A 15,728-nucleotide genomic window follows, 5' to 3' on the forward strand; every position below is an offset into this window, starting at 1 on the left:
CCTTTCTGACAGATTATGGCTGAAACAACATCTCAATCCGTCCTTCAGCGGCTTTCTCATCTTTGCCGTCAAAGTAAAATAGTAAATTTCTGTTCCGCGTTACCAGTCCTTTCTTCATCTCATCATAGTCTTTTACATTTACTTTCGATTTGCCATTATCGATATAGATGTCGCAGTCAAAACAATTGGCCGCCGTAATTAAAACAGCTATGGGGATGGGGGTATAACGCTGATAAATGTCAACTTGTTTCGTTCGCATATCCCAGCCTCCTTTTTATGGCGGGCGGATAATCCGTACGTCGGGTGACAAAACATTAAGATACTCTTCCAGAAAATGATTGGTGAACTGTGAAATATAGATAAATCAATCTATCTATATTCTACCATATATTTTAGCGCGATACAAGATTAAAGCAAAATAATAAACAGTTTAATCGTGAAAATTTTGTGAAATATGTGTAAAAACTAAATGCTGACTGCATGTATCCACTAAAACTGGGAATGTGCGGAAACCTTTCAGATAACAGCGCTGGTTATAATATCTGCAATAGGGCCAGGTCACACAGATATAATATGATCCATGCGGCCTGGAGGTTCACAGTCGGCCTGTAATCCAGGAACCTCAGAAATATTACTGCCCCTCCTGTCCTGCCGCCTGTCGATCACAATTGCGCACGGCTGGTATTGCAAGACATAAAAACGACGCGATGAGCACCAGCCACCCGGCGATAATAAACCATTTCTCAACGCCAAAGCGCTCCGCAAATACTCCAGAGACGGATAATCCGACCGGTCCGCTGATCAACCGGATGCTGCCGGATAACGATAGAACGCGTCCCAGATATTTTGCTTCGAAGCTGCTTTGCAGAAGCGGTGTGTAGATTCCCCAATAAAACGGGCCGGACACGCCCATCAGCCAGGAACAGAAGACGAATGCGGCAAAACCATGCTCGGGAAGAAGCCCGGATATAAATAAACTGAAGCTCATCAGCAGAAACGAACCGACAATGGTATAAATCCTGTTTTTCGTTCCGCCCCATTTCGATAGTATAAGAGAGCCGAACAACAGCCCGATCGAAAATACGACTTCGACGACGCTTGCATTTGTGCTGGTTCCATGAAAATACGACATGCTCATCAGCGGGAACAACGCACTGGTCGGCATCAGCGCCAGGGTATACAGGGTGCTGATCAGAACCAGACCCAGCATGCCCTTATTCGTCTTCAGAATTAAGAAGCCCTCCATGGCCTCCCGCAGTACATGGACTTTTCCCCTGTTTTCCTCTTCCGGCAGCTTCGGTATCTCCGTAATGGCCAGTGTGAAGACCGCGGCCAATGCGCCCAGAACATCCAGAAAGATGATGCCGCTTAAGCTCCAGGAGCTGTAGAATATGGCAGCCAGTACCGGGCTCAGTATCTGTGATACGGATTCTAAAGCCTGGGAATATCCGGCACAGCGGGTCAGCTGATCCTCCGGAACAATCTGCGGCGTAACGGCCTGGAGACACGGTGTGTGAAAGGCAGAACCGATGGAACGGAAAAACAGGACCACGAGGATCAGTTCGGTTGACAATGTCCCCGTCCAGCCGGCGATTACCATGACCAAACTGGCGGCGGAGATGAACAGATCCGAGAGAATCATGATCCGTTTTCGGTTATACCGGTCGATGAACACCCCGATAAACGGTCCCAGGACTCCCTGCGGTAAAAATCCCATCATCATGGCGGCTGTCAGGACGAGGGCCGAGCCGGTCTGATCCGTCAAGTACCACACAATGGCAAACTGAAGGACAGCGCTTGAAAATTGGGAAAAAGCCTGCCCCGCCCATATCGTAAAAAAATTCTGTTTCCAGTTTCTCTGTAATGCGTTCATTTCATTTCCCCCAGTTGGTGATTAGAAATATAGTATACAATAAATGATGCGAAATTAGTAATATAATTTTGAAGCGCTTGATAATCAGGGAAGGGCTTTCGCCGTCAGGAAAAATGGCCTGGTGCTGGGTTCTGGATCAGAATGGTGTGATTGATGGGAATACCGTGAATGAGAACGGTGAATGGACTGTAAATGGAGTCGTTCAGACAAAGTAAGGGCAAAGTACAACAGCGCGCACAGGATTAAAACCTTGTGCGCGGCTGTTCTCTTGTTTTTATACGTTTTCCGCAATCTCATAAAGCAGTCGTTCAGAATCTGTCCATCCAAGACAGGGGTCGGTGATAGACTTCCCGTAGCAGTGCTCGCCGACTTTCTGGCTGCCTGGCTCAATGTAGCTTTCGATCATCAGGCCCTTGACCAGATCCTTGATCTGAGCCGCATGTCTTCTGCTGTGAAGAACTTCTTTGGCGATGCGGATCTGTTCCATGTATTTCTTGTTGGAATTGGAGTGGTTGGTATCCACGATACAGGCTGCGTTATCCAGGCTGCGCTTTGCGTAAAGTTCCTGAAGCAGAACCAGATCTTCAAAATGGTAGTTCGGAATGCACTGGCCGTGTTTGTTGACTGCGCCGCGGAGAATGGTATGAGCCAGCGGATTGCCGCCGCTCTTTACTTCCCAGCCGCGGTATGTAAAATCATGCCCCTGCTGTGCAGCTACGACGGAGTTCAGCATAACGGATAAGTCGCCGCTGGTCGGATTCTTCATGCCGACGGCCACATCACAGCCGCTGGCAGTAAGACGGTGCTGCTGATTCTCTACGGAACGGGCTCCGATGGCCACGTAGGACATGATATCATCCAGATAAGTCATGTTCTCCGGATAGAGCATTTCATCGGCGGTGGGGAAGCCTGTCTCGGCAAATACGCGCATGTGCATCTTGCGGATGGCGATGAGTCCCTCGTGCATATCCGGTTTCTTCTCCGGATCCGGCTGATGAAGCATTCCCTTGTATCCCTCGCCGGTGGTACGCGGTTTGTTGGTGTAGACACGCGGAATGATGATGAGACGGTCCGCGGTCTTCTCCTGAACCTTGATTAAGCGTTCTGCGTAGTCGCACACGGAATCTTCATTGTCCGCAGAGCACGGACCAATGATCACGAGAAATTTATCGCTTTTGCCGGTCAGAACATCGCTGACTTCCTGGTCCCTCTTTGCCTTCCGCTCTTTTAATTCAGCCGGAAGAGGGAAGCGTTCTTTGATTTCATCCGGGGTCGGAAGGTTGTTTACATATTGAAATCCCATGGTATCCTCCTGAAGATTAGATTCTTCTCTTTTGTTGTTGCCAATTATATACCAGAATATCGGAAAAATCTATACCTGACCGAAATTTTAGGAAATGTGTTCAAACAAGGGAATCCGGGTGTTCCTTTTTTTACAAAAATAGTGTATGATATGAGAAAAGATTTGAGAAAAGGGAATGGTGTGAGAGTATGGATAGATTCTGGACCTGGGGCGGTAAATACGTGGGAGTCAGACAGAAGGAGTATCTGGTGGCCTGTGACGGCACCGTGCTCGGGAAGTTTTTCGGCAGAGATATTTATGATCAGGACGGATATTATGTGGGAGAACTGGGGCAGGGCGGCCGGCTGATTAAGAACAGAACAAAGTCTTCCACACGCAGACCGGCATTCAGCAGAGGCGTGAAGGGAACGATCCAGGCCCCCCTGCGGGACTGCGCGCCTTATCCGCTAATCTATGGGTTTGATGATTTTGAATTTTGATACGCCTGCACATCGCCTTATTTGACCTGGAATCATGGAGGTAAGGGATGTGCAGGCTTTTTCATTGCAGTATGGCTGATTTCATTTGATGAAATGACGGGGAATGAAGGACAGGGAATGAACTGACGGGCCGTAAGAGAACCTTCAGTATTTCGTAGGAGATATGCTATAGATATCTGGCCGATTCTATATTATAATGAATCCGCGTAAGTAGAACAGATAAAGGAGAAATTTATGAGAAAATCAGTATTTGTAACCGCGCTGGTTCTGACAGCGATAAGCCTTACGGCCTGTGGAGGCAAGAAGGGCCCGGATAACGGCGGGTCAGGAACTGTGGCAGAGTCCACACAGGCGATTACGGTGGATTTGGAGAAAGTTCACCAGGCAGTAAAAGATGTATACGGAGAAAATTATATTCCAAGTGCAGCCTATGACGCACAGGCATTAAACGATATATTCGGAGTTCCGGCGGATTTATATGAGGAATTCATCGCGGAAGGACCGATGATCAGCGTCCATGTGGACACCTTTGTGGCCATCAGGGCGAAGGAAGGAAAGGGCGGGGATGTTGAGAAGCTGCTTGGCGATTACCGCACCCGTCTCGTGGAAGATTCCATGCAGTATCCGATGAACATCAGCAAGGTGCAGGCGTCTGAAGTAGTCCGCCACGGAGATTATGTGTTCTTCGTTATGCTGGGAACGGCTTCTGAGGAAGCGCAGGAGCAGGGCGAAGAGGCTGCCCTTCAATCTGCACAGGAAGAAAACAAGAAGGCAGTTGACGCAATTAACGCATTCTTTGAGGGGTAAACATGGTATTTTCCAGCCTGTTATTCTTATTCCGGTTTCTGCCGGTTATGTTAATTGTATATTTTGCTGCTCCAAAGAGGTTCCGCAATGGGGTTCTGTTCATTGGGAGCCTCATTTTTTATGGCTGGGGAGAACCGGTATACATCTCCCTGCTGCTGTTTTCCACGCTGGTCGATTACGTCCACGGACGTCTGGTCTGGCGCTTTATGGAAGAGGGAAAACAGAAGCGGGCCAGGCTCTGTGTGGCTTCCTCGGTCATCATCAATCTGGGGCTTTTAGGCGTGTTTAAATACGCGGATTTCCTTTTGGAAACCGTGGGGCGGCTGACCGGGCTTTCGTTCCCTCTTCCGGGACTGGCGCTTCCTATCGGTATTTCCTTTTATACATTTCAGACCATGTCATACACGATAGACATCTACCGGAAGGAGGCCAGCCCGCAGAAGAATATCATCGATTTCGGCGCCTATGTTTCCATGTTTCCCCAGCTGATTGCGGGACCAATCGTGCGGTATCACACCATTGCAGAGGAACTGCGGGAGCGGACTGAGAACTCTGCCGGATTTTCCAGGGGAGTCTTTCTGTTTGCCGTGGGCCTGGGAAAGAAGGTATTGATCGCCAATACCATAGGAGCGCTGTGGACGCAGATTTCGGGTGTTCCGGATGCAGAGCGGACCGTCCTGATGATGTGGATGGGGATTCTGGCGTTCGGCATGCAGATCTACTTTGATTTTTCCGGTTATTCGGATATGGCCATGGGGCTGGGCGCGATGATGGGCTTTCATTTCCCGGAGAATTTCCGGTATCCCTATACGGCGAAGAGCATCACCGATTTCTGGCGCAGGTGGCATATTACCCTGAGCACCTGGTTTAAGGAGTATGTGTATATACCGCTGGGCGGAAACAGGAGAGGCGCTGCGGTGCAGGTGCGGAACATCGCGATCGTCTGGCTGCTGACAGGAATCTGGCACGGAGCGGCCTGGAATTACCTTTTATGGGGGCTCTATTTCGGTGTGCTTCTGCTGCTTGAGAAGTTTATTCTGAAGCCGTATCTGGAGAAGATGCCATCTGCCGTCAGAAGCGCATACGCCATGATCTTCGTCTTTCTTGGCTGGGTGCTGTTTGCACATGAAAATATGGCGGAGGGGCTTCAGTACTTCACCCAGATGGCCGGCGCCGGAGGTATCGCCTTTGCAAGCCGGAGAACGTGGTATTTGCTGGTGACCAATCTGCCGTTACTTGCGGCGGCTGTCCTGGGTTCTACACCGCTTCCGGGGATCTTGTGCAGGAAGCTTTCGGGACGTGTGAGAGAGACGGCCGAATTGCTGTTTGTGGCGGTTATTCTTGTGCTGTCGGTTGCATTTCTGGTAGATGCCAGTTATAATCCGTTTCTGTATTTCAGGTTCTAGTGCCTCCCGGCGCTGGCAAATGAGGAGAGTTTATGAAGAAAGAGAGACACAGTGACAGAGGCGGAGGCATGACCTTCCTGTTTCTGGGCTTTTTGGGGATTGTATCCCTGGCTGGTATGATCACGCCGCAGAAGGCGTTTTCCGACTCGGAGAACCGGTATCTGCAAAAGAAACCGGAATTTACGGTGAAGTCTCTGCTGGATGGAAGCTATGGAGAGAAGTACGAACAGTATTTGAGCGATCAGTTTCCGGGAAGAAACGGATGGATCGGTCTGAAGGTTACGTCAGAGCGTCTGGCCTTTCAGGAAGATGTAAACGGCGTATACTTTGGGAAAGACGGCTATCTGATCGAGAAATACGATACAGAGGACGTGGAAGGGGAGCAGCTGAACAAAAATATGGAGAAGCTGGCCGCATTTACAGGGGCGGCGGAAAAGTCTCTGGGGAAAGACCATGTGCGGGTGATGCTTGTACCATCGGCGTCCCAGGTCATGACGGACCGGCTGCCATTTCTCGCTGCGCCCTACGATCAGGGCCGGGTAACGGAGCTGCTATCCGAACGCCTGAAAGAAACAGGGAACTCCCCGGAGATGGTGCTTCCGGCAGAAGACTGCTTAAAATCGTTTCGGGACGAGGCTCTGTACTACCGGACGGATCACCATTGGACCGCCAGAGGGGCGTTTTTGGGATACCGCCTGTGGGCAGAATCCATGGGGCTTATGCCGTGGACAGAAGACATGTTTGATATCCGGACGGCCAGCAGCGAGTTTCATGGAACGGTCTATTCTAAACTCAATGTTCCGTGGCGATACGATTCCATCGAAGTGTGGCAGCCGAAGGAGCCGCAGGATTACCGGGTGTCCTTCGACGGGGAACCGAAGGAATATGATTCCCTCTACTTTCCTGACGCATTAAAGGGAAAGGACAAATACGCCGTGTATCTCGACGGCAACCATGCCATAACCAAAATCGAAAACAGGAGCATAGAGGGAGATCAGAAGGAAAAGAAGCTTTTTATAATTAAGGACTCCTACGCCCACAGCTTCGCCGTGTTCGCGGCCAACCATTTCGGAACCGTGTATATGGCGGACCTGCGGTACCTGAACCTGAATTTGAAGGAGTGGATGGAGGAACAGGGAATCACGGATGTTCTGGTGATGTACCAGATTCCGGGATTTGCAAAGGAAAAAACGGTATCACGGCTGGTTTATAAATAGCAGGGCCGTGAACTGCAGCGAGGCGTATGATGAAGGAGATACAACAGAAGGCAGCAGGCAATGTGGACTTGGGAACAGAAGAATGGATTGAGCAATATGGAAGGTTCGTGTATGGGCTTGCGTTCCGTCTGACAACGGATGTGCAGGAGGCAGAGGACCTTTCCCAGGAGACGCTCTTAAAGGCGTGGCTGCACTGCCCGGAACTTAAGAATCCGGCGGCGGTGAAGAGCTGGCTGCGAACGATCTGTGTCAATGAATTTCGGATGAAGATCCGTAAACAGGCCAGCACCCCTCTCAGCTTTTCAGATGATCTGGAGGCCCTGGAGCGGGAGGGGAGTCTTCTTACTGAAAGCATTCCGTCTCCTGTAGAAGAAGTTATCGTGTCGGAGGAGGTTGGAAGGCTTCGGGACGGCTGCTTTCTTGCGATGGCGGGGAAGCTGCCTTTGAATCAGAGGGCTGCATTTTCGCTTGTGGATATGTTTGGCCTGTCCATTCCGGAGACGGCGGAAATTCTCGATGTTACGCCCAAGGCGGTAAAGGGGCTTTTATACAGGGCGAGGCTGAGTCTGGAGTCTTTCTTCCGTGACCACTGCGGCATCCTGGATGAGAAAAATCCCTGCAGATGTTCGGCATGGATTGAATTTTCAAGTAACAGGAATGCTCTGCAGAGGGAGACGAGAACGCGGATCACCGTACTGGACTACCGGGATACCAGGTATCAGCCGGACGAAGAAACGAGGAGACAGATTCTCCATTATTACCAAAACATTCCGGACCGCGTTCCGCCGCAGGAATGGTATGATACGGTGGCGTCGGCAATCGGAACTTTTTTTAACAAATAATGCAGAAAAAACGGGACTTTCATAATTTCGCAGCATCTTACTTTATAGAAGCGGTTATAGGGGCTGGCAGCAGGCCGTGTGATCGTTTCAATACCATAAAATCAAAATAGAGAATGGAGAATGTGACATGGAGAAAAGTAAGATGGGAAATGGATTTAAGATTTTGCTGAGTGAGACTGGAGAAACCGGGAAGGCGTACATGGAAATGGTCATGAAAGGATCACAGGCCAGTGCACTGGACAGAAAGACGCAGGAGCTGGCCTACTTATCCGTACTGGCCGCTCTGCGCATGACCGGAGGCATTGCCTACCATGTGGATTCTGCAAAAGAGCTGGGAGCGACAAAGGCTGAAGTCATGAGCGCAGTTTTAGTCGGTCTTCCGGCCGTGGGAATACAGGTGATCGATGCGCTTTCAGCAGCCGCAGAGTGTTACGGAGAATCGTGAGATATCCGGATGAAGGAGACTTGAGAAGCTGTTAAAAAATGCAGTGCCCCCATACAGGACAAAGAAGTTGAATGTCCCGTATGGGGGCGTTTTTTATTTTGTGAAGAAGCTGTACTGGAACAGCGCTGCGTCATTAACTGTGATGAGAACGGATGGAAAATATCAGAAATAAAAAGTACAGGTATTGCTTAAGAAATTACATGGACAGAGGGAGGGGAGGAAGGGGCTATTGAACAATACTAATAAAATTACAGTTTCATGAAAAAATATTCTATTCAAAACACACAAAAAACTATGTGATAATACAGTCAGAAGGAGAGGGGGGAGAAAAAACATAAAAAAGTGCAGGAAAAAAAGCTTATCGCGTGAACGCAAAGCAAAACAATCTGGTGGCACAGAGTCGTTCCTGCATTTTATCACAGCAATAAGCCTGACTTAATTATAGCAAATTGAGAGAGCAAAAGGAATCTGTTTTCGACATTTTTTGCTTTTTCCTCTGTTTACGATACTGTTCACAATGAAAGTGAATGCGGGCTTATTGACAATGCTTCAATGAACTGTTTTATGGAAAAGGGTATGTAAAGAGGAGGAAAAAGTATGAAGTGTAAGAAACAGGGGCAGAGAGCGCTGTCCTGGATTCTTGTGACTGCGATGATGGTGCCTTCCGTTTCTGTTCCCACGATAGCCTATGCTGAGACAAACCAGCGGATTGCTACCTATGTGGGCCAGGTGCCGGAGCAGTTAAAAGATGACGCATCTGTCAAGGCAGACCAGTTTGGTAAGGCATACGATACAGTAGCAGTGACCAGCAAAGGTGTACGATATGATGTGGAGGTCGTACCTCAGGAACTGGTATATTATATTGATAATTACAGCAGCGGCCCGTTGGATGGAACCACTCCTGCCTATGAAGCGGTGAAGGAATTAACGGGGACTAAGCTGAAAAATGATGCGGCCGATGCGGTGTACGTGGAAGGCTCCTGGGGATTTCACAATCAGAATGTGAAAACCAAAGGGAATGTAACGACAGAGGATAAGGCGGTATCCGGGATCTATAATGATCAGGACAAGCTTCTTACCTATACGCTTCCCCTGGATGCAGGAACGTATGAAATTACAACCGCGCACTACGAATGGTGGCCGGATCAGGGAAGAACGCTTGACATCACGGCACAGATCGACGATGGTACCCCGGTTTCTCTGGGAACGACCGGAGCGCTAATAGTCAACCAGGAAACACGCGTCACTGGCGATGTTACCCTGGATAAGGCCGGTGAGGTGACGCTCCGGATCCAGGATATGAAGAATAAAGGGGCAATTCTCAGCTGGCTGGCGGTTGCCGAAAAGGATTCATCCCTGGTGCCGTTTGACACAGCGCTGGAGGAGACGGATGGCGGCCTCACGAATCGGGGAGCGAGCGTTATTTCGGACGCCGGCCGCGGTAACGTGGTAGAAGTGACAGCTGGCTGGAATAATCAGAATGGCGGCCATGCGGAAATCAAAGATGCGGCCGCACTGTTTGGGAGAAAAGAATTTACGCTGCTTGCCAACGTAAAGGTGGAAGATACTGATACAAATGAAGATAACAGGAATAAAAAAGCGGCATTTTCCATAGGAACAGAGAATCAGAATATCCATATTTTTACCCAGTCGGGGAAAGTGGGATACGGCGATTCCAAGGCGGGAGGCGGAATCAGCGCCGGAAATACGGCTCTGGAACATATCATTGCAGATGACTGGAACGCCATGGCCGTGTCTTATTCGGAAAAGGACGGCGCCAACGGTTCTGTTACGGTTTATTTAAATGGTGAAAAGGCGGGAGAGATTCCTGATCTCGGCTTCAAACTGAGCGGGATGAGTAATATAACAGCAGCTTTGGGACGCTCCTTTGCCACCAATTTTCTGCTGAATGGCCTTTATGATGATATTGTGGTGACATCTGAGGCCATGTCGGAGGAAGCGGCTGCCGCCGAGACGAAAACGCGGATGATGGAGCCGCTGCTTTCTGAGTTAAAGCGTGCTGTGGCGGAGGCAAACGCTTATCTCGACACGGAGGACCCCGGCAATGAGGCACTGAAACAGGCCGTCGCCGAGGCAGATGCCCTTCTTGCAGGCGGAAATGCTTCGAGAGAGGCCGTATTGGCAGCAACCGCAAAGATCAGAAATATTCTTCCGGTTTACGATGCAGTGATCACCATTAAAGGCAGCGATGTGGATGCGGCGGCTCTGATGACCAACGGACTGACATACAAAGGCTGGGGACTCTTAAGCTGCAACGGAACCAGCAACCTGCTGATGGACTATAAGGCAGAGGCGCCGGAAAAGTACTGGGAAATGATTCATACCCTGTTTGAAGGAGAACATCCCTTAATATCCCACGTGAAAATTGAGATGGGAAATGACGGTAATACTTCGACGGCGGCGGATCCGGCTACTATCCGGTATGAGGGCGAGGATGCCGACGTGTCCCGTTCCCCTGGCTGGCAGCTGGCGGCGGATGCGAAGAGTGTGAACCCGGATGTAAAGGTCAGTGTTCTGCGCTGGCGTTCCCCGAACTGGACCAATGGCAATACCAACACAGAAAAGGTCTATGAATGGTACCGCGATACCATTTTCGACGCTTATGAGAAGTATGGCATCATGGCAGACTACATTGCCGCCGGTGTCAACGAGGCGAACTACAATGATGCGATTAAGATCAGCGCACCAATGACAAAGGCATTTACAAAGCTGGTGGAAGAAGAGAGCGATTTCCCGGATTACATGGAGGAGGATGCACAGGACGCCTATCACAGGATTCAGTTTGTAGCCGCCGATGAAATCGATTCCTGGGGAATTGTCACGGACATGTATAACTCAAAGGATCAGAAGGGCGGAACGTGGGATTCTGTCGATGCGGTGGGAATCCATTACGTAACCGGCACGGACCAGAATGTACGGGATCTGGCACAGAAATACAATAAGGAAATCTGGTACAGCGAAGGCTGCGCGACCTTTGGCATGACGAGCCAGGCGGAGCGGCGCACCGATTCCTATGTGGCGATGGGCGGGAATCAGAGCCCTCTGGCCATGGTGGACGGTTACTTAAATTCCTTTGTGTTCAGCAACATGACTCATTACATATTCCAGCCTGCAATCGGCGGTTTCTATGACGGGCTGCAGTATGCGCATAAAGATCTGGTCAGCGCCAGAGAGCCGTGGGCGGGATATGTCCGTTATGACGAGGCCCTCTACATGACGGCGCATTTCACCCAGTTTTCCAAGTCCGGATGGGCGGCTGACGAGGACAACAGCAATGGAATCTGGCTGGGAATTCCCCAGGCGAGCAATTCCTATGCCGGGGACAATAACAAAAATGAGCACCTTTCCAATGAAGCAGGCAAACCGAGCTATATGACTCTTGCGGCCCCTGATAAATCGGATTTCTCGGTGGTAGCGGTAAACAACAGTCCGAAGAAACTGAATTATCAGATTAAGGCCGAGGATATGAATCTCGATGAAAACCAGAAACTGGAGATCTGGCAGACAAAGGCAGACGAGTACATGGAATTCAAGGGCGAAGTGGCTGCAAACTCGGCCGGTATGTATACCGTGTCGGTGGATGCGGGGGCTATAGCGACCTTCACAACCCTGGATTACCACCAGAACGACGGCGACCGGGCGCTGACGCTTCCGGAGCATACGTCTTTATCGGATAAGGCAGTGCTGGATACGGATGAGGACGGTAAGATGGGAGAGGGATGTACCGGGGTTACAGACAATACCATCCTTTACGCCGATGATTTTGAGTACGACGAGGAAGGAACCGTAACGGTCAATACGGCGAACGGGCCGGAGCAGCAGGACTACTTATCATCCAGGGGAAATGAACCGCGCTATATGATGGATACGCACGGCGCCTGGGTGGTGGAAAAGGAAGACGACGGCAATCAGCGTCTCGGCCAGATTTTACCGGCCGCCGTAAGTGAGTGGAACGGCGGGGATCCGGAGACGATTGTCGGCGACTACCGCTGGATGAATTATAAGGCAAGCGTCGACGTACAGGCTGACAACGGATACGCCCTTCTGGGAATCCGTCAGCAGACAGGAATGAACAGTGATAACAGCGGTTACAACCTGTTAATCCAGAATGGAACATGGAAAATGCGGAAGGGCGGCAGCACGCTCCTGGAAGGCAGTATGCCGGAGAAGCAGGGGGATTCCTGCCGGATCGCCTTAGAGGGCAGAGGCAACGCAATTCTGGCCTATGTGGACGGAGAACTGGCAGGCAGCTATATTGACACGGATAAACCGTACCTGATGGGACGCGTCTTCCTGGGAAGTGCCTGGGCGGAGACGTATTTCGACAATCTGAAGGTGGAGAAAATCCCTGGTTACATCCCGTATGCGACCGCATTTTATGACGATCACGACGACGAGGTACAGTACAGCAATGACTGGAGGCTGACAGGACCAGGCAACGGCAGCGCGGATAACTGGTACCGCACCACCTCCTATAATAAAAAGAGCGGAGACTCGACCTATGTGACGTTTGACGGCAGGGGTACCGGTTTCATGCTGGTAGGTGAAAATGGAGGCGGCGTCAAGGCAGATATCTATGTGGACGGCGTTAAGAAGGCGGAGAATGCAGAAAACAACTCCAGCAGCAAGCGTTATTCCACGATTGTATTGGACGGACTCACATCGGGAGACCACACCTTTAAGGTGGTGGTAAAGAGCGGAACGCTTGTGATTGACGGCGTTTACATTCTCGGAGAGGTTCTGCCGGGCGGCAGCATCGAAGCCTTAAAGGCTCTGGCGGCCGAATGTGAAACGTACCGGGAGGCAGACTATACCGCCGACTACTGGAAAGTCTTCGCAGATGCGCTGACAGCGGCGCAGGCAGTCATTGGGAATGAGACGGAATCCACCCAGCTGGAGATCGATACGGCGGCAATCCGGCTGCAGGAGGCGAAAGACGCGCTTCTGCGTCTGGATCAGCCTGTGGAGATTATCGATGACAGACTGCCTGAGTATCTGGCTGTTGTGGAAGGCGAAACGGTCAAAGACGACATTCTGCCGGCAGAAGTAAGGGTGAAGCTGGCAAATGGTACCGAGAGCACCGCAAAAATTCAATGGGCCAATAACGAGGAGGATTCCTTCTCCGCACCGTATAAGACAGTCCGCCTAAAGGGAACTGTGGAAGGCGGCAAGGACCTTCAGGCCGTAATTCCGGTGGAAGTGGTACCGGAAGACACGTTATATTACATCGACAGCTTCAGCGCGGCTCCGGGAGACGGAACAACGCCTGTCTACGAGGCGGTCCGCGCCCTGCTCGGCGATCAGCTGAAGAATGAGAAGGCTGACCAGATCTCCGACGGCACGAAATGGGGCTTCAACAAGACCGGCGTTGTGACAAAGCCGGACACGGATTTAACGGATAAGTACAGCTCCGGATTCTACATGGAAGGAGGCAATCCTGTTCTCTATTACCTGCCTCTCGAAGCGGGAGCGTATTCCCTTACCGTCGGCGTCAACGAATGGTGGGAGCCGCGTTCCATGAAGGCGGTGGTACTGGCAGACGGAAAAGAACTGGCAGCAGAGAACCTGACTCTCTCCGGAAAGGGATCGCAGGATGAAAAGACCCTGAGCTTCACTCTGGAGAAGGCGGATACGGTAACCTTAAGAGTTGAGAAGGTAAGCAAAAACGATCCGGTTATCAGCTGGCTGGCAGTCGCAAAACAGCCGGAGGTGCTGGATATCAGCGGAGTGAAGGTGGAAAGACTTCCGGACAGGACAGAATACCGGATTGGTGAAAAACTGGATACCACCGGTATGGTGGTGACCGCCACCATGAGTGACGCGACCAGAGTCGAACTGGAGGAAGACCAGTACACCGTGAGTACTTTAAATTCAGGGACTCCCGGTGAGAAGGAGATTACCGTATCGGCGGCCGGAAAGAGCGGAACTGTATATACGGACACCTTCCGTGTGGTCGTAACAGAGGAAGGCACCGAGTACTACACAACGAAGATTAAAGTGACCGGGAAGCCGGACAAGATGAAATACTATACGGGTGACGAGCTGGACACTGCCGGCATGGTGGTGAAGGCACACCAGAAAGCCAGCCCCAGCAATGCGGAAAGAGACATTGAGATATCGGATTATGTGACAGAGTACGATTTCAGCAAAGCGGGGAAGGCCACCGTCGAGGTTATCTATGAGGACGAGAACAGCGACGGCGAGCGGATGGAGTTTACCGACTCCTTTACCGTAACCGTAGAGGATGAACCGGTGGAACCGGAGTATTACACGACCCGCCTCCGGGTTGATAAAAAGCCGAAGAAGGTCGTATACAAGGTCGGAGAGGAGTTCAATCCGGAAGGAATGAAGGTGATGGATATCCAAAAGGCCAGTCCGGGAAATGCCACGAGAGCGGTGGAAATTCCGCTGGAAGAGCTGGACTATCAATACGATTTCAGCACATCGGGCAATAAGAAGGTCAAGATAGTCTATATGGGAACCGATAAGAATCAGGAAGAAAAGGAGTTCCAGGCGGCCGTTGATGTCTCCGTAGCCGATGAGGCGGAAGAGGGATTTTACACAGAGATGATTCAGATCACTTCCCAGCCCGATCAGACGGTGTACCGCGTGGGAGATATGTTTGCACCGGCAGGCATGGCGGTGACGGCTTACCGGATAAACCGTGAGACAGGAGAGCGTGTGGAGGAGCTGATCCGTGACTACAAAGTCAGCCCGGCACTGTTCATGATTTCCGGAGATATCAAAGTGACCGTCTCTTACACCGGAATTGACAAAAACGGCGATGCAAAGGTATTCCAGGATTCCCTGTGGGTGACCGTCAGACCGGCGAGCAGCAGCGACAGCTCCGGAAGCAGTGATACGGCTGAGGCCAGGCCAGTTCCAAAGCCGAGCAGCACCATGGACGGAGGAAGCTGGAAGCAGGACGGCGGAAGCTGGCAGTACACGAAGCCAAACGGCCAGCCTGCCAGAAATGAATGGGGACGGATTAACGGTTCCTGGTATTTCTTTAAGGCGGATGGCAGGATGGCGGCCAACGAGTGGATGATGGATGCAGACGTCTGGTACTTCGTGGACGAAAGCGGAGCCATGTATGAAAACCGCTGGATGGAATATGGCGGAAACTGGTATTACTTAGGCCAGAGCGGGGCCATGTATGGGAACCGGTGGCTGGAATACAACGGCGCATGGTATTATCTGAATGCAGACGGCACCATGGCTAAAGACACGGCTACTGCAGACGGGTACCGGGTCGGCAGTGATGGAAAATGGGTAAAATAAAAACAAATCCCCGAGAAAAACACCGGGATACAGATATGCCCCCTGTCAGGCAGA

Annotated in this window: 11 protein-coding genes; 8 read left to right on the forward strand and 3 right to left on the reverse strand. The window is 50.9% G+C overall.

Features of this window, described 5'->3' with window-relative positions:
- Positions 1-13: 13 nt before the first annotated feature.
- Complete coding sequence (locus tag H8S80_RS11100) at positions 14-259, reverse strand: HPr family phosphocarrier protein (RefSeq protein WP_002604536.1); 246 nt, start codon at positions 257-259, stop codon at positions 14-16.
- A gap of 372 nt (positions 260-631) precedes the next feature.
- A complete protein-coding gene (locus H8S80_RS11105; RefSeq protein ID WP_117633611.1) occupies positions 632-1,873 on the reverse strand; it encodes an MFS transporter in 1,242 nt (413 codons plus the stop codon).
- Positions 1,874-1,941: 68 nt separating this feature from the next.
- Between H8S80_RS11105 and H8S80_RS11110 the strand changes: the two genes are divergently transcribed.
- Positions 1,942-2,088, forward strand: a complete 147-nt coding sequence (locus tag H8S80_RS11110; RefSeq protein WP_181988071.1) for a hypothetical protein — start codon at positions 1,942-1,944, stop codon at positions 2,086-2,088.
- A 59-nt stretch (positions 2,089-2,147) separates the two neighbouring features.
- Here H8S80_RS11110 and H8S80_RS11115 read toward each other — a convergent pair whose 3' ends face one another.
- Positions 2,148-3,176, reverse strand: a complete 1,029-nt coding sequence (locus tag H8S80_RS11115; protein ID WP_117633610.1) for a 3-deoxy-7-phosphoheptulonate synthase — start codon at positions 3,174-3,176, stop codon at positions 2,148-2,150.
- A 188-nt stretch (positions 3,177-3,364) separates the two neighbouring features.
- Between H8S80_RS11115 and H8S80_RS11120 the strand changes: the two genes are divergently transcribed.
- From H8S80_RS11120 to H8S80_RS11150, 7 genes are all read left to right on the forward strand, one after another.
- A complete protein-coding gene (locus tag H8S80_RS11120) occupies positions 3,365-3,655 on the forward strand; it encodes a hypothetical protein (RefSeq protein ID WP_002604519.1) in 291 nt (96 codons plus the stop codon).
- Positions 3,656-3,889: 234 nt separating this feature from the next.
- Complete coding sequence (locus tag H8S80_RS11125; protein WP_055656669.1) at positions 3,890-4,462, forward strand: DUF4358 domain-containing protein; 573 nt, start codon at positions 3,890-3,892, stop codon at positions 4,460-4,462.
- Between the two features lie 2 nt (positions 4,463-4,464).
- Complete coding sequence (locus H8S80_RS11130) at positions 4,465-5,868, forward strand: MBOAT family O-acyltransferase (RefSeq protein ID WP_118090783.1); 1,404 nt, start codon at positions 4,465-4,467, stop codon at positions 5,866-5,868.
- Positions 5,869-5,900: 32 nt separating this feature from the next.
- Entirely contained in the window at positions 5,901-7,085 is a 1,185-nt protein-coding gene (locus tag H8S80_RS11135; protein WP_117633687.1) for a DHHW family protein, read from the forward strand.
- A 26-nt stretch (positions 7,086-7,111) separates the two neighbouring features.
- On the forward strand, positions 7,112-7,927 hold the full coding sequence (locus H8S80_RS11140) for an RNA polymerase sigma factor (protein ID WP_243008054.1): 816 nt from the start codon (positions 7,112-7,114) through the stop codon (positions 7,925-7,927).
- Positions 7,928-8,054: 127 nt separating this feature from the next.
- Positions 8,055-8,372, forward strand: coding sequence for a carboxymuconolactone decarboxylase family protein (locus H8S80_RS11145; protein ID WP_002604514.1), 318 nt, complete (start codon positions 8,055-8,057; stop codon positions 8,370-8,372).
- A 597-nt stretch (positions 8,373-8,969) separates the two neighbouring features.
- Complete coding sequence (locus tag H8S80_RS11150) at positions 8,970-15,674, forward strand: bacterial Ig-like domain-containing protein (RefSeq protein ID WP_117633686.1); 6,705 nt, start codon at positions 8,970-8,972, stop codon at positions 15,672-15,674.
- Positions 15,675-15,728 lie beyond the last annotated feature (54 nt).

Source organism: Hungatella sp. L36 (genome assembly GCF_014288035.1).

Excerpts from the sequence above, each read along its gene's own strand:
- H8S80_RS11115 (WP_117633610.1), bottom strand. The coding sequence starts at position 3,176 with ATGGGATTTCAATATGTAAACAACCTTCCGACCCCGGATGAAATCAAA.
- H8S80_RS11150 (WP_117633686.1), top strand. The coding sequence starts at position 8,970 with ATGAAGTGTAAGAAACAGGGGCAGAGAGCGCTGTCCTGGATTCTTGTG.
- H8S80_RS11120 (WP_002604519.1), top strand. The coding sequence starts at position 3,365 with ATGGATAGATTCTGGACCTGGGGCGGTAAATACGTGGGAGTCAGACAG.
- H8S80_RS11140 (WP_243008054.1), top strand. The coding sequence starts at position 7,112 with ATGATGAAGGAGATACAACAGAAGGCAGCAGGCAATGTGGACTTGGGA.
- H8S80_RS11100 (WP_002604536.1), bottom strand. The coding sequence starts at position 259 with ATGCGAACGAAACAAGTTGACATTTATCAGCGTTATACCCCCATCCCC.
- H8S80_RS11130 (WP_118090783.1), top strand. The coding sequence starts at position 4,465 with ATGGTATTTTCCAGCCTGTTATTCTTATTCCGGTTTCTGCCGGTTATG.
- H8S80_RS11105 (WP_117633611.1), bottom strand. The coding sequence starts at position 1,873 with ATGAACGCATTACAGAGAAACTGGAAACAGAATTTTTTTACGATATGG.
- H8S80_RS11125 (WP_055656669.1), top strand. The coding sequence starts at position 3,890 with ATGAGAAAATCAGTATTTGTAACCGCGCTGGTTCTGACAGCGATAAGC.
- H8S80_RS11135 (WP_117633687.1), top strand. The coding sequence starts at position 5,901 with ATGAAGAAAGAGAGACACAGTGACAGAGGCGGAGGCATGACCTTCCTG.
- H8S80_RS11145 (WP_002604514.1), top strand. The coding sequence starts at position 8,055 with ATGGAGAAAAGTAAGATGGGAAATGGATTTAAGATTTTGCTGAGTGAG.